Source organism: Acidovorax sp. 22279, assembly GCF_052045435.1.
GTDB classification, from domain to species: domain Bacteria; phylum Pseudomonadota; class Gammaproteobacteria; order Burkholderiales; family Burkholderiaceae_C; genus Acidovorax; species Acidovorax delafieldii.
Genome location: NZ_JBQEOV010000010.1, coordinates 55338 through 69008, shown reverse-complemented (window position 1 = coordinate 69008; position 13671 = coordinate 55338). Strand labels below are relative to the sequence as shown.

Below are 13671 nucleotides of genomic sequence, written 5' to 3'. Positions count from 1 at the left end.
AACGAGACTTCGCTACCTTCCTTCCAAGTCGGGGGCAGAGCTCACCATGATTGATGCAATCTTCAAGGCTCCCAAAAACAGACAACCCCATAGACTTGCAAACAGCGCTTTCACTTCCAGGACGTCTCAGCCCCCCGCGCTCATCCAAAGAATGAAAGCCCGAGTCATCATCGGAGACTGCTTCGCATAACAGGAAAACGTCGATGTCGGCGCACGATTTGGCTCCATCAAGCGGACACCCCAATGGGTATCCGTGAAAACTACCGTCAGTGTCTACTTCCATCTTTTAGGTCAGGGCGGAATACTTTTGTTCAACTTGGCGCCCCATCGATCTCCGGGGGCCTAGAGCACCATTGATTAGATGCATGTTAGCTCACTGTACCAATTTTTCATGGAACACCAATGGATGGGCTCAAAGTTGGCTACGAAACACGACAGGAGACGCAGACTGCCCGTTGGCGTAGTATCTGGGGCATGGCCAACGACCATTACAAGCCCCCCATGTCCCTTGCTGAGAGCGAAGAGCTCCTGAATGGCCGCAACCCGGACGCTGAGACTTTCGGGTTCTGGTACGGGCTGGGCAAGGGCCTGTTGAAAGTGTCGATCTGGGTTGCAGTCATTGCAGCCGTGTCCTACCTGTGCGTTGCCGTTCCGGCCATTGGATGGGCCCTCGCCGGCGGCGTCCTTGTGTACGCCATCGTCGAAATCTCCAAGGCCGGGAAAAAGTAGCTCACCGCCGCTGATCCTCGCGAGCGAGCGCAGCCACCCCGGCACCGCCTGCAGCAGGGTTCAACACTGCCTTTTCAGCCAAATTCCGTACGGCCTGTTCTGAAGTCATCTTGCGCGCCAGCACGTTCGCAGTTGCTGGGGCTGCCAGGGCACCGGCAATGACAACCGGATTGCCAGACGCGAGACCGCCGATCAAAGTGCTGGCCCAGGCGCCCAGACCGATCTGCCGAGCAGTCCCCGAAGGATTCGAGAACACCTGCGCCCCCTCGCGCCGGTTGGCGGCCATCCGCCCCATAGTCATCACCTTCTCTTCCAGCCCAGGGAACCCAGAATTGGAGAACAGCGCGCGCCGCGCTGGCAATGACATGGCCGCAAGGTTGGTCAGGAACGTCTCGCTGCTGAATGCGTCGCCCATCTCGTTCTGCGCGGAGTTCTTGGCCCGGCCCAGCCGCTGCAGAACTGCGGCGGCCACTTCGCGGCGGTTTTCCTCGGGCATGGACTTCATCAGCCGGTTGATCTGGGTGCCACCATCGGACAGACCACTGGTGGCGGCTTTGAAAACGCGTTCGGGAGCCTCCCGGTTCACGATGGTTTCCAGCTGATCCAGCCGCTGGATGCTGGCCTTGGTGTACTGATTGGCTCGGCTCCAGGCCTGCTGCGCCTGTGGGCCCGCCTGTTCTGCTGCCGTGCCCAGGTCATCGCTCAGGGCCGCGTAAAGAGCGCGCCACTTGCTGCGGGGGACGTCGGAGGTCAGGGAGTTCTCGGAAATCTCCTGGCCCACCAGCGTGCGCAGCTTCTGGATTGCTTGGTATGGCAGTTGGCCAGCAGTCGGGGCAACACCCGTCGAAGACATGCCGGGAGCGATGTTTGCCAGCGTGGCGCCTTCCACGTCCTTGAGCATGGCACGCTCGATATTTCCGATCTTGGCATTGCGGAAGAACTGGGACAGGTTCGGTGCACCGTCGATGCCTTCGTTCAGCGCCTTCAGCGCCTCCTGCGTGCGATTCACGCTCACCGGCGTGGTGGGCGGGATGAAGTTGTCCAGCTTGCCGTACAACTCCTTCTGCGTGGTCTTCACACTGTCCTTGAAGGCGTTCACGCCTTTCGTGATGGCCTCCCCTGCGCCCCAGCCGGTGGCATTGGGGGCCAGCTGCTGCGACAGGCTTTGCACAGAGTCCTCCAGCGCCTTGGCCTGAGCCTCGCCACGCCGGGCCATGATTCCAGACCCGCCGATCACGTTGGAAAGGCCAGTTTCTGCAGCCTGCAGCGTGCGCGACTGCGTGGCCTGGCCCATGGTGGGCACTGTGCCAGATGCCGCTTCAAAGGTGGCGATGTTGTCGGCAACCCGCTGGCGGCCTGCTTCACCTCCACGCAGGGCCCCGCGCACAGCGGTTTGCGTTGCGAAAGGAATCACCGAAGGCGCCAGAGAGCCAGCCACGTTGGCCACGAGCTGCGCGCCCTCGCCTCCGCCGCTCTCTCGGGTGACTGCAGCGGCACCCTGCCCTGCTGCGCCGCTGGCCACCTGCGTGAGGGGCGCGGCGGCCATGGTCTTGCCTACGGCCTGCGTCAAGGCTCCTGCAGCGTTCGAAAGTCCGGCGCCAGTGGCAATACCGCCAACTGCAGAGGCCCCGCCACGGTTGATGTCCTGCACCACGCGCTCCGAAGCGGTCTCTGCAACCGGCAGCCCAGCCTTGGTCAGCAGGTCGTTGGTGGAGTCGCCCAGCATCTTCAGCCGCGGACCATTGCCCTCGCCCATGACGGCATTCAGGCCCGCATTGATGGGCTTCGCCACCAGGTTGTCGGTGAGCGTTGCGGGGAGGTCTGTCAGGCCCTGAACCACGCCGCGCACTCCGATGCCGAAGCCGCGCGCCGCGCTATCGCTCAAAGAGCGCTGCTGGCCGCCAGAGGCCGGAGCAGCTTCAGGCGCTGCCGATTTGGTCGGCGCGGGCGAGCCAGGCGCGGGGCGCACGATCTCGTCCTTGTCCCAAGGGTTTCCCGTGGGCGCAGATACCGCAGGGGCCGCTACAGCGGCAGGTGATGGAGCCGGAGCGCCACCGCCTGCTGGCCGGACCATCTCGTCGTTGTCCCAAGGATTGGCCATTACGGTTTCCTCCGCACATCACCGGTGGGCGTCTTGTAGTACGAACCGGACGGGACCGACTGATACCCTGCCGCGTCAGTCACTGCAGGCAGGTACTTGATGTTCAGGCTCTCGATGGTGTCCATCGCTGCGCGCCGCTGCTCAACGGGGATCGTTGGATCTCCGATCTGACCGGCCATCTGCTTGTAGAGCAGCACGTCCTTGTCGGACTGCGGGCCGGACATCTTGGGCATCTTGGACACCAGGGCACCTTCCAGCGCCTTGAGCTGGGCCGAGGCTTTCGCGCCCTCTGTTGCCACGCCGAAAGTCTGAGCCGCCTTGTCCAGCGCCACGCCTGCATAGCTGCCCGTGGTCTTGTCCATCAGGGGCCGGGCCTCGTTCAGGATCGAGAAAATATCCTGCGTGTCCTTGCCCTGTTGCACGCCTTCCTTGTTCTGCTTCAGGTCGGCGGGGCCGCCTGGGATGGCCTCCATGTTCCCGCCTGCCGTGTAACGGTATCCGGGTGGCGCCTTGCCGTCCTGCAGCGCCTTCAGGCGCGCAGCCTCCGTAACACCCTGCGCAGCGATGCCGGCGCGAGTGTTGTTGCCCCGCTCGGTGATCAAGGTGCGGTCCAGCGCGTTGCTGTTTTGCGCATCCGCGATGGCTGCGCTGCTGCGAGCCTGCATCTGCGCGCGCATGTTGCCAGCGTTCTCGCGCATGGCCGCTGCATCAACGCCGGGTTGGGCCTGCTGCAAGGCCGCATCCGTCGCCTGGGCCTGGGCCAGCGCCTGGCGGTCTTGCGACTTGTCGCCCTCTCCGCCCCAGCGCGCATCATTGGTGATGCTTGAAGCAGCGGTTGCCAGATTCTCCAGCTGCTTGCGTGCTGCCCAGTCGTTGGTGCTGTTCCTGATGGTGGGTGCACGCATCTCGGTTTGTGGAGCGTTCGGCATCTGCGCCAGTGCGTCAGCTGCCTGTCGGCGCTGCATGCCTTGGGCGGCGTCTTCACTGCGGGTGCTGGGGTCTGCGGCGGGCAACGTGCCCATCGCGGCGACGGCAGGCGCAACAGGTGCCGGGGCTGGCGCCATCGATGCGGCACGCGACAGCGCTCCAGTCGGAGCTGGTGCTGCCGGAGGTGGCGCAGGAGCGACAGCCACTGGCGCAGGCGCTGAGGCGGCGGGAGCAGATGCGCCACCACCGGTCCAGCCAGGAGGGCCGCCGACAGGAATCTGGGCCAAGCGCTGCGCCCGCTCTTCATCCTGCACCGTACCGCCGTCTGCATACCGGCGCGGCTGAAAGCCCTGGGGCGCAGCCAACTTTGCTGCATTGCTGGCCGCATACGGGTTGGGGTCATACAGGGAGCTGCGCGGGTCGGAATAGGCTCCCAGGCGCTGGGTAGCCGACTGGAAACCTGCAGGCGCGGGGAGCGGTGCCAGCGCGGCCTGGGCCGCCGTACGCTCTGGGCTGTCTTGAATGGAACTGGCTGTAACCTGGGTGTTGCGAAGCGCGGTGCGTTCGGCCCAGCCCATGGGGGCCGCCGGCGCAGGAGCAGGCGACGCAGCAGACATGGCAGATGCTGCGGGCGCTGCAACAGGTGCAGGAGACGCGGCGGGCGCAGCGGGTGCCGGGGTACTCCAAGGAACGGAGCTGAAAGTCCCAGCGCCCGGTTGACCGTTGAACGACACATCGCCGCCGACATTGCCGCCGCTGTAGCTGTTGCCCACCCTGGTGACGTTGTTGTCGATCAGGCCGCCATCGGCAAACATCATGGGCGGCATCTGGGCCATTCGGTCGGCAGGGCGGTAGCCCATGCCTTCTTCGGCGTCGTCCCCTTCCTCGGCATCGTCTTCCTTGCCGCCGGGCATGGCCTCGGCCATTTCGTGTCCAGCGCCCTCGCCCGTTTCGTCATCAGGCTGACCGCCGTCTTCGCCGTTCACCGGCTTGTGCGTGGTGTCCTTGAGCAGTTTGAGCACTGCTGCGCCCACAGCCATAACCTGCTCGGGTGGGAATTCAAACTCGCCATTGCTGAGCTTCACCGGCACGGTGGCCAGCTTCTCCAAAGCGTTCGCGCCGATGGCCTTGGTGCTGTCGGCCGGCATGATGAAAGTGCCGGGCTGGGCCTCGGTTTCAATGGAATCGCTGGTGCCGGTGCCAGGGCCGCGCACCACGCCACCCCGGGCAAGGTACTGGGGCTGCTGCTTGTAGCCCATGGCCTCCACCTGGGGAATCATGGCCCGGAGGCGTTCGGCCGCCGATGGAGCAGCCGGGGCCGGAGCGGCTTGCTGGTAGCCCATCGCCTGCATCTTGGGGATCATGTCGCGCAGGCCTGCAACGCCACGGGCGCCAAACGGGACCACGCCGCCGTCAGCCATCTGCGGCTCAGGGGCTGGCATTTGCGCCAGGCGGCGCGCGGCATGGGACTGGAAGCCGTACATGGGGAGACCTTTCGAGATTCGCTCTCTTGAGTCTCCGCATGTGGCGGCTTTTGGTCGAACCCTACTGGGGGCGTCAGCGCTGCACGTAGCTGGTGTTCGTGTTGTTGCCCACCGAGGTGTTCACGTTCAGGTTGTTCAGCGCAGCCGATGCCTGCGTGGCCACCTGCTGGGCCGCAGCCACCGCCGCCTTCACCTTCTCGCTCACCATGGCCAGCTTCGCCTTGAGGTTGGAATCGGCCACGTTGAAGTCGATGCCCGCCTTCTTGAACACCGCATCCAATGGCACCTGAGCCACCTGGGCGTCGGTGGAATACAGGCGGGTCATGGCGTCCACCAGCGTGCGGTAGGCGTCAGCCTCGGCGCTGGTGACGGCCCGGTACACATCCGCATCGGCGGTCACACCAGCGCGCCAGCCGTCCACCTGGGCACGGTACAGGTCGCTCTTGGCACCCGCCTCGGCCTTGAAAAAGTCGCTCTGTGCACCGGTAATGGTCTTGTAAACGTCCGACTCCACCCCGGCCACGGCCCGGTAAATGTCGGTCTTGGCGCCCGTCACCGTGCGGAACAGGTCGGCGCGCGCAGAAGCAATGCGGGTCTGGCCGTCGATCTGGGCTGTGGCCAGCGTGGTGGCAATCTGCGGGGCCACGGCCAGCGCCTGCATGTAGTTGATGGCCGCCGACATGGCCGCGCCGCGCAGGCTGATGGCCTGCTGCACCGCCAGACGGGCATTGTCCAGCTCGTCCTGGTGCGCCTTGATGGCAATGTCGCGGGATTGCTGGCTCAGGGCATTGGTCAGGCCCTGGCGAATGGTGAGCACTCCATGCACCAGAGATCCGGGGGGCAACACGTAGCCGCGGCTGGCAAACGCCGTCATTGCCTCGTCCTCTGCGCGGGCAGCCTCGGCCGCCAGGCGTGCGCGGTCGCGCTCCCACAGTGCGTTTTCCACATCGGTATTGATGCTGGTGCCGCCCTCGCCCAGCGCGCGCTCCAGCCAGGCGGTGGCCTTCTCGAAATAGGTGCCGGCCGGGAACCACTCGGCCATGTAGTCGCTGAACGCCGCCTTGAGCATTTCCATGATCTCGGCGCGGTTCTCCCAGTACAGGTTTTGCAGCTGGGTCACATCCAGCTCGCCCAGGTCGGGCGGTGCATCCAGGCCAGGCGGCAGCGGAATGACCGGTGCGGGGCCCATGGTGGGCACGGCCGGCAGGTCCAGCGGGTCGATCTTGGCCGGCACCACGGGCGCCGTGCGCTTCTCGGGCGCCGATGGAAGATCAGGACGCGCCACGTTCTCCTTGAACGTGGTGATGGCTTCGCTGATGGCGTTGCTCAGGTCGGGCGAGCTGATGCTGTAGTCGCCATCGGCCAAGTCAATGGCCTCTTGGGTCTTGGCGTCAGCCAGCGCCGATTTGGTCTGCACGATGCCCCACAGGGCATTGATAAGGGCCTCAGCAAAGACAATCGAGTACAGCCCGTTGTCGTCTACATCCACAAGGTCGGTGGTTGCCATGGTCAGATTCTCCGTTTCAGTTCGTTGACGACAAACTCCATGCGCTCCAGCGTGAAGTCGGCCCCCTCTTGGTTGTAGATTTCCAGCTCCAGATAGTGGGCGCGCAGGCCCTTGCCGAAGTCGGCGCGCTGCGTGGCCATGAAAGCGTCGGCGCTGCGGGTCTGATACAGATAGGACTTGCCTTCGGGTGTGGTCACGCGCACCACCATCTGGCCTGTGCTCTTGACGCCCAGATAGGCGTAGCTGATGCCCTTGAGCGCCGGGCTGCCGAAATCCCGCTTGCCCAGGTTGATGGACGCACGGATGGGGGTTCCCGCGTCGTCATCGCCCACCAGCTCAAAGATCCCGGCCTCGGAGGCGCCATAGTTGCGCCCGCCGATGCGCGCGAAACTGTTGAACGGGAAGTTCTCGTAGGCGGCACTGCCGCTCTCGGGGTTCACAGACCACACCGACAGGTTTTTGCCGGGCTCGCCCAGGGCCACACCGCCGTACACCACCGCATCGATGGCTGCGCTGATGAACTGCTGCGCGTCGTAGCCCGCCACGGCCTGCGCCCCGGCTGTCAGCTGCTCGGTGAAGGTGCGCTGTGTCTCGATGGTGGCGCTGGCCACCAGGGGCGTGGGCAAGCTGGCGGTGATGACCAGGATGCCTGTCAGGTTGGCAGCCGTGTTGCCGGTGCTTACCAGCGCCACGTCCACCACGCGCTGTGCATTCCAGGTCACGCCCATGCGGCCAAGGGTGGCGAACTCCATGATCCAGCTTTGCGAGCCGCGCATGGAAGTAGCCACCCTGCCCCGGGCCTCATGGCGCACAGCTGGCGACACCGAGGCGTCGAAGCCTGCGGACACCTGGCCCACGGTGTAGATGCCGCGATGCGGGTAAGTGGCCAGGCCCTCGGCCCAGAGATCCACGCCACGGGCGAATCCGATCAGCTCTGCGCCGTAGTCGTTGCCGTCAGCGTTGGCGCCCAGCATCATTTCTGCCGCGCCGAAGGCGTAGGCGTAGTCCCCGCCGATGGCATCCAGGCGGAAGATGGGGGCGGCGCCCTCGCCGGTTTCGCCGGTGTAGCCATAGCCCACGGCGTCCAAGCCGCCCAGCTGGGCCAGGCCGTTGCCCTCGTCGCGGTCGGAGCCGTAGGCCCACAGCGTACCCAGGCCAGCAAGGCTCTCGCGCTGCTCACCCGTGGCGCCCAGGTACAGATCGGCCGCGCCAAACGCATAGCCGTAGTCGCCGCCCAGGGCCGAAAGCTGAAACGCCGCAGCGCCACTGCCAGTTGCATCCAGCGCTTCCAGCATCGGGTCGGTCAGCTCATCGTCGGCCGCGTAGATGGCCGCCGACAGGCGTGCAGCGCTACCTCCCAGGTAGGAAGGCGACTCGGCCACCAGCACGTCTTGGATGTAGTACCGCACACGCCCCGCGATCAGCGTGATCTTGCATTCATGACCCGGGCTGACGGGCGAGGAATTCACCAGGTACACAGTTTCGCCAGGAGCGGGAGGAACCCCGGCCGGTGGGCTGATGTGCACGTAGGCCAGCCCCTTTTCGATCTTGAACCCGTGGACGACGTGGCTTTGCGCCGTGTCGGCGGTGGGCGCGGAGATTGCCAGGCCGGCCACCACGCCATCGGTCACGCCAGCGCCCACCTTGAAGGTGGTCTGCAGCGGGTCGGTGAACGCACGCCCAGACCAGGCGGTGGCATCCCAGGCGGGAGGAACAGGCGTGCTCACCGCCGGCGGCGGGGCGGGCGGGTAGATGGTTTCCGTTGCGGTTTCGTACACCGTCACGACGCCTGCTGCCACCCGTTTCCAGTAGATCGTCTGCTGGGTGGGGAAAACGCGCCCATCAGCGAGCGTGACGTAGTTGATGATGTTCTGCGAGAAATCAGCCTGAGTGGCCGTCGCCACCTGCACCAGCTTGGTCTGCGGATACGTGCGTGCCACCTTGTAGGTGCGCACGATGGGCGCAGATGCCGGAGCTGGCGGCGGCGGCGCGGTGAAGCGCTGGATCTTCTCCAGGGTGTTTGCCATGTCAGCGTTCCTCAAATTCAGGGTGGGCCGGGTCCACGTCGTCCGGGTACAGCAGGCTGCCAACATCCCCGGTGTAGTGCAGCTCCGGGCTGCGCCACAGGACGTTGAGCAGCTGCGGGTCAAGGTTGGACGGGCCGGAGAAATCCACCACGCGGCGCATGGTGGTCACATCGCCGCTGGTCGCACACACGCTGGTCGGCACCTGCCAGCCCTCGTACAGCGCCACCAGCTCGGGCGGGACAGCAGCATTGGCACCTTCTGCGGGCTTTGAGGGAGCCGACATGCCCAGCATGAAGCGGGTGAGCACCGTGGCGTCGCTAACTGCAAACCCGTCACCCGACTCCAGGCCCTTGGCAGCCTTGTACTCGGCCAAGTTGTCCACCATGGGCATGCACTCAGCGGGCAGGCGCTGTCCGGTCCAGGTATCGCCGTAGTCGTTGGTCATCCACACCGTCACCGGATAGGCGTCGGGATAGGTGCCCCAGGTCTTTTCTGGGTAGGTCACAGCCGTGCTCACCGCGGCGACGGTGAAATTGCCGGGGCCCATGGAATACCGGTGTCCGGGCAGCTTCTGCGGGAAGAACAGCGGCCATTCCTGGGCATAGGTGCCTGGCGCGGTGTAGTCGCGGAAGGAGATGCAGGCCCACATGGAATCCATGGGCCAGTCCTTGCGCACAAAGTTCTCGCCGTTGGCGTCGGACACAAAAAAGCGCAGCGCGCGCTGCACCGCTTGGCGCCGCGTGTGCAGTGCCAGATCCTCGTCGGTCGGAGGAACGGCAGGACGACCGTAGGCGGCGATGGCCACGCGCCCACCACCCATTGGGGCCGCGATGAAGCCTGAATGCCACGACACCGGCTGAAACGGATAGTCGTAGGTCACATCGCTGCCCGTGCCAGGGTAGTCGTCGGTGAGCTCCACCGTGTCCTCTGGCATGTCCTCCACCAGAAACTCGGCGCGCTCCACCGTCCAGCTTTCCCCGAAATCACGGGTGCGCACCAGGTGCGGCGCGGAGCCGACAGGCAGCCGCAGCGGGTGCGCACTGTATTCCGCCACCCCCTCAATGCGCCCCACTTCCGTGCGCTCCTGCGGCACCAGAAGCGCCACCATGTGGCCCTTGCCCACCGCGTACAGCTTGGCCGGCCCTTGGTCGTTGTCCAGGAATCCAGCCGGTGATGCAGACAGGGTTTCGATACCCCACCAGGCGGTTTCGTAGCTGGGCGCGCCCGATGGACCGTTGGGATACAGCGGGTGTGCCGAATCGGGCAAGGTGGGCAGGTCCACCCGGCGTAACTTGCGCGTCGCTGTGTTGCCCACATACGCCACGTACTTGGAGCTGTAGCGCGAACTCTCCGAAGGCAGCAGGCCGAAGATGCAGAACACGTACCGGTCGGTTTCATCCTTCCAGCCACAGGCGCAAAAGGTGGGGTGCACGAACCCGAAGATGGTTTCGGCTACCAGCAAGGGCTCCACGTTGTCCAGCGCCACATTCGCGCCAGCCACGTTCAGCGGCGACTCGGCGGGCACGATGGCGCCCTCCAGGTTGTCGATGCTGCGCAGGCGCGGGAAGCTGGCGCCCTGTAGCAGGCCCGCGGTCGATACGTCGTAGCTCACGCACATATCGAGGAAATACCCGTCGCCCACATACACCCCGTTGTTCGCGGAGCGGATGGCGGGCGTGGTGGTTTCGATGGCCTCGTCAATGGCCGCGTCGCCGGGGTCCAGCCCGATGCGGCGCAGGATGTCCGACTCGGCGCCCGACTCCACCCACGGCCCGGACCAGAGCAGGTACGGGGGCGGCGGCGCGGCATTGTCGTCCTTGCGGATCAGCAGATCGCCGTTGCGCTTGTGGATGACCTGCGAGCCCTGGCGCGTCTTGCTGAAAGGCGCGGTTGGGGACTGGTCGAACTGGTTGGCCCTGACCAGGGCGCCCGTGGCGCCATTGGGGCGGTCAGGGAACTTCATGCCGATCAGCCGCCCAGCAGCGACACCACGTAGCTGGTCAGTCCTTGGGGAGCGCCGCTGACCAGGGCAACGCTCGACAGGTTCATGTTGGCGTCGATCACGCCCACAGTGCCCTGCACGCGCGGCGCAGAAGTGGATGCAGCGCCCGTGTCTGCGGACAGCACCAGGCGGTAGAACGTCGCGGTGCCGCTGGCCACGTTGGTGCCGGACCAGGTTTCACCGGCGGGCTTGATGAGCGTGCCGGGCGCCGTGGTTTCGTCGAAGCTCACGCCGCTGCCGCCATTTTTGATGGTGCAAAGCAGCGTGGCGGCGCCAATGCTGTCATTGGCGTGGGCTGGGACGATGCCTGCGTACAGGCGGAACTCCGCGCCGTCCATGGTTTCCTTGAAACCTCCGGCGTTGAGCAGGGCGGCCTTGAGGCCGGTGGATGCGATGACTGGTGCGACCATGGTGGTGTGCTCCTTATGCCGACACGATGGACAGCGAGGCGGTGACGCGCAGCACGTCGTCCACCTGCACGTTCTTGGCGGTGGCGAAGCGCGCGGCCGACAGCAGCGTGCCGGTCACAGCGCCCTTGGCCTGGCCCGACGCCATGAAGGCGCCATACACCGTCTTGGCCGATGTGAAGGTGAATTCCGCGCGGTTGGCCGTGTTGTCGACGGAACCAGCCACGACGGCGCCCTCGTTGAACTCCACGCGGGTGCTGGGCGCGTAGGCCGTGCACTCGGTGGCTGCAGCGGGGAAGCCGGCGGCGGTGTCGGCATCGACAGGCGTGTAATTGCCCTCGAACAGGCCGATGTACCAGGTGGGAACCTGCGTCACGCCCTTGATGGTCACGCCCACGACGTGGTTGCGGCCCTGCTCGGGCATGAGGTTGTGGGTCACCTCGCGCTCGATGACCTGGCCCTTGCGGACCAGCTCCAGGGTGTAGGTCACACCAGAGGCCGCCAGTGCGGCCATTTCCTGCTTCGTTGTAGCGGTCATAGCACCACTCCTTTCCTGACGATCTCTGCGTCGAAATAGCTGCTCGCCGCAGCGGTTGTTTGCATGGGGTCACGCACTGCGGTCAGGATGTGGGTCAGCCCCTCCTGCTCGCGGTACAGGGTTGCGCCCGCAGCACCACCGGCCAGGGCCAGCTGCTTTTCTTGGGCATTGCGCACGGAGCCATCGGCGCCGCCGAAAACCAGGCCGCGCGTGGAAATCCAGAACACCGTGTTGCTGTCGGTGGGGCCAGATCCACCCGAATGCGGCACGGCGCCGTAGGGCAGCTTCTCGATCAGGCTGGCCGCTGCCAGGTCGCCGTCCAGCCAATAGGTCTTGTCGGCCACCACGAACAAGCCACCGCCGCAGGGCTCCACCACCGTGACGGGCGCCGCAAACGGGATGTAGTTCTTGCTTGGCCGAAACAGGCCATTGGCGAAGGGCTCGCTGTAGCAAAGCAGGTTGCCCACGGCGACCAGCAAGCGGCCGTTTGAGTGGCGCACGATGGACCCGGCGGGCATGGGCTCCAGCAGCAGGGTTTGGCAGCGCGCGCCCAGCTCGGGCGGGGCAACAATCTCCGCAACACCGGCAGACACCTGCAGGTCCACGCGGCCGAAAACCTCGCCATTGGCGCTGGTCATGTACGCGCGCAGCGTAGTTCCAGAGGCAGCCGGTGGAATGGAGCTGATGCGGATGCCGCCACCAGCAGGAAGGTCGATCACCTGCGGCACCGTGGCCGCCGACTCACCAGCCACGCCCATCTGCGTAAAGCAAAATTGATAGCGTCCAGCGCTCAATGCGCCTTGGATTGCGCTCAATACAGGCGTGATGTTCAGGCGGTGCGTGAAGTCAATCCGCACGCCATCGCGCACCATGCCAATGTGGCCGGAGCCGGTGTAGTAGTAGGTGCCGCCCGCCTCGCAGTACGACATGGGCTGGCCTGGGGCCAGGTCGTCGCGCACCAGTTTGGCCACCACACCAGGGCCGCTCTCGCGCAGCTGGTACAGGCCTGAGCCTGCAGCGTAGAACCCCGTGTTCCCGTCGCCCCACAGCGAATGGCATCCGTCCTGCACAATGGCCTGGGTGAAGCCTGGGCGGCGGCGCACCTTACCCTCGTCGGTCAGGTCCACATTCGTGGCGCTGCGCAGCAGGTCGATGCTGCCGCGCTGCACGGGCTGGCGCAGGTCGTGGTCGTCGCGGCGGTTGTTGACGCCCAGCGGGAATGGACCGATGGTGGGAAGCTTGCTGGCCATCAAGCCACCTCCCGCGTGTTGCGATGCCGCGTCCAGAAGATGGGCGTGCCGGTGGCGTTGACGGTGGCGTTCTTGAGCGAATGCGGGCCCAGCAGCTTGAACGACAAAGCCACATCCACACCCGGTGGCATGGCTGCATTGCCCGACAGCATGACCACCCCATCCAGCTCCACCACTTGCACGCCATTGCTCATGGCCAGGCGCAGGGTGCGAGTGACGCCCTCCACAGGGGCTGCGACCACCACATCCGTGGAGTCGAAACCGTCGTAGTTGGGCAGCTTGTCGGTGAAGCTCTGGAAGCGTGGGGGGTTGTAGAAACCGCTGGTGTAGGAGTAGTAGTAGCCACCCACCACCGTGCCCGCTCCAGCTCCATCCGTGATGGCCATCTTGGCGCCAAATTCGGTGTTCGAGGAAGCAGCACCTGCGTCGCCCACAAACTCGAAAATGGCCTCGAAGGTGGGGAAGTCGCCCCCAATGGGCGCCGTGTAATCGACATAGACCACCGTGTAGCCGCCCGACAGAGAGGCCTTGCCACTGGCTACGGCAGTCGCGGCCGCCGGGTATACATCGGTGTCCTGATACCACGCACCCACGCCAATGTCCGGTGCGCGGCCGTGCACGCTACCGGAACCATTGAAGGCGTCGAGGAAGATGGTTGCCATGGGGCCGATGATTCCGGGGTCAGGCGTTTAGCGCGAA

General features: G+C 65.3%; 10 protein-coding genes. 1 reads left to right on the top strand and 9 read right to left on the bottom strand.

Annotated features, from left to right (window positions below):
* Positions 1-501: 501 nt before the first annotated feature.
* Positions 502-729, top strand: a complete 228-nt coding sequence (locus tag ACTJKQ_RS14440; protein WP_440597248.1) for a hypothetical protein — start codon at positions 502-504, stop codon at positions 727-729.
* A gap of 1 nt (position 730) precedes the next feature.
* Here ACTJKQ_RS14440 and ACTJKQ_RS14435 read toward each other — a convergent pair whose 3' ends face one another.
* From ACTJKQ_RS14435 to ACTJKQ_RS14395, 9 genes are all read right to left on the bottom strand, one after another.
* A complete protein-coding gene (locus ACTJKQ_RS14435) occupies positions 731-2830 on the bottom strand; it encodes a hypothetical protein (protein ID WP_440597247.1) in 2100 nt (699 codons plus the stop codon).
* Positions 2830-5241, bottom strand: coding sequence for a hypothetical protein (locus ACTJKQ_RS14430; RefSeq protein ID WP_440597246.1), 2412 nt, complete (start codon positions 5239-5241; stop codon positions 2830-2832). Before ACTJKQ_RS14430 ends, ACTJKQ_RS14435 begins: the two co-directional genes overlap by 1 nt.
* Before the next feature lie 73 nt (positions 5242-5314).
* Positions 5315-6748: a hypothetical protein gene (locus tag ACTJKQ_RS14425; protein ID WP_440597245.1), complete on the bottom strand. Its 1434-nt coding sequence runs from the start codon at positions 6746-6748 to the stop codon at positions 5315-5317.
* A gap of 2 nt (positions 6749-6750) precedes the next feature.
* Positions 6751-8775 carry a hypothetical protein gene (locus ACTJKQ_RS14420; protein WP_440597244.1) on the bottom strand — a complete coding sequence of 675 codons (2025 nt, stop codon included), beginning with the start codon at positions 8773-8775 and terminating at the stop codon, positions 6751-6753.
* A gap of 1 nt (position 8776) precedes the next feature.
* Positions 8777-10738 carry a hypothetical protein gene (locus ACTJKQ_RS14415; RefSeq protein ID WP_440597243.1) on the bottom strand — a complete coding sequence of 654 codons (1962 nt, stop codon included), beginning with the start codon at positions 10736-10738 and terminating at the stop codon, positions 8777-8779.
* Between the two features lie 5 nt (positions 10739-10743).
* Complete coding sequence (locus tag ACTJKQ_RS14410; RefSeq protein ID WP_440597242.1) at positions 10744-11187, bottom strand: hypothetical protein; 444 nt, start codon at positions 11185-11187, stop codon at positions 10744-10746.
* A 13-nt stretch (positions 11188-11200) separates the two neighbouring features.
* On the bottom strand, positions 11201-11722 hold the full coding sequence (locus ACTJKQ_RS14405) for a hypothetical protein (protein ID WP_440597241.1): 522 nt from the start codon (positions 11720-11722) through the stop codon (positions 11201-11203).
* Positions 11719-12972 (bottom strand): hypothetical protein, encoded by a 1254-nt coding sequence (locus ACTJKQ_RS14400; protein ID WP_440597240.1) that lies wholly within the window; start codon positions 12970-12972, stop codon positions 11719-11721. The genes ACTJKQ_RS14405 and ACTJKQ_RS14400 overlap by 4 nt, the downstream gene beginning before the upstream one ends.
* Positions 12972-13634 (bottom strand): hypothetical protein, encoded by a 663-nt coding sequence (locus ACTJKQ_RS14395; RefSeq protein WP_440597239.1) that lies wholly within the window; start codon positions 13632-13634, stop codon positions 12972-12974. The genes ACTJKQ_RS14400 and ACTJKQ_RS14395 overlap by 1 nt, the downstream gene beginning before the upstream one ends.
* Positions 13635-13671 lie beyond the last annotated feature (37 nt).

Excerpts from the sequence above, each read along its gene's own strand:
- ACTJKQ_RS14415 (WP_440597243.1), bottom strand. The coding sequence starts at position 10,738 with ATGAAGTTCCCTGACCGCCCCAATGGCGCCACGGGCGCCCTGGTCAGG.
- ACTJKQ_RS14400 (WP_440597240.1), bottom strand. The coding sequence starts at position 12,972 with ATGGCCAGCAAGCTTCCCACCATCGGTCCATTCCCGCTGGGCGTCAAC.
- ACTJKQ_RS14420 (WP_440597244.1), bottom strand. The coding sequence starts at position 8,775 with ATGGCAAACACCCTGGAGAAGATCCAGCGCTTCACCGCGCCGCCGCCG.
- ACTJKQ_RS14435 (WP_440597247.1), bottom strand. The coding sequence starts at position 2,830 with ATGGCCAATCCTTGGGACAACGACGAGATGGTCCGGCCAGCAGGCGGT.
- ACTJKQ_RS14425 (WP_440597245.1), bottom strand. The coding sequence starts at position 6,748 with ATGGCAACCACCGACCTTGTGGATGTAGACGACAACGGGCTGTACTCG.
- ACTJKQ_RS14440 (WP_440597248.1), top strand. The coding sequence starts at position 502 with ATGTCCCTTGCTGAGAGCGAAGAGCTCCTGAATGGCCGCAACCCGGAC.
- ACTJKQ_RS14410 (WP_440597242.1), bottom strand. The coding sequence starts at position 11,187 with ATGGTCGCACCAGTCATCGCATCCACCGGCCTCAAGGCCGCCCTGCTC.
- ACTJKQ_RS14430 (WP_440597246.1), bottom strand. The coding sequence starts at position 5,241 with ATGTACGGCTTCCAGTCCCATGCCGCGCGCCGCCTGGCGCAAATGCCA.
- ACTJKQ_RS14405 (WP_440597241.1), bottom strand. The coding sequence starts at position 11,722 with ATGACCGCTACAACGAAGCAGGAAATGGCCGCACTGGCGGCCTCTGGT.
- ACTJKQ_RS14395 (WP_440597239.1), bottom strand. The coding sequence starts at position 13,634 with ATGGCAACCATCTTCCTCGACGCCTTCAATGGTTCCGGTAGCGTGCAC.